Raw genomic sequence first — 391 nt, 5'->3', positions numbered from 1 at the left:
AAAATTGCCTCATATACCACTTCAGCACGACCGATTAAAGTTTTAAGCTCTTTGTTACGTGATTTTTTGGCTGAGGTTTCACCCATCATAATATCACGGTTTGCTAAACGGCTTAATATACTTTCTAAATGTACTACAGGATAGCAGATATTTACCATTCCGCTTGAATTTCCTATGATGATTTCCATTACTACCATGATAACAATCTCATTTTGAGATACGATTTGCACAACATTTGGACTTGATTCTTTAGCTTCTATACTAGGATAAATTTCAGTTACGGTAGCCCAGCTTTCTTTAAGCCTTTGCATAATGATACGCAAAATAGAATCAAGTAAATTAAGCTCAATATCCGTAAGCTCACGCGAAGCTTCATAGCTATCGCCTTGAC

The 391-nt window shown here is 36.1% G+C and carries 1 protein-coding gene; it reads right to left on the bottom strand.

The window, feature by feature from the left end; genetic code table 11:
* On the bottom strand, positions 1 to 391 hold a 391-nt coding region (locus KJR01_RS09995), incomplete at both ends, for a flagellar motor switch protein FliM (RefSeq protein WP_502756460.1).

It is taken from the genome of Campylobacter sp. 2018MI10 (genome assembly GCF_018501175.1).
Taxonomy (GTDB): Bacteria; Campylobacterota; Campylobacteria; order Campylobacterales; family Campylobacteraceae; genus Campylobacter_E.
Note: the sequence above shows the minus strand (reverse complement) of the source record. Positions and strands in the feature narration are given on the sequence as shown.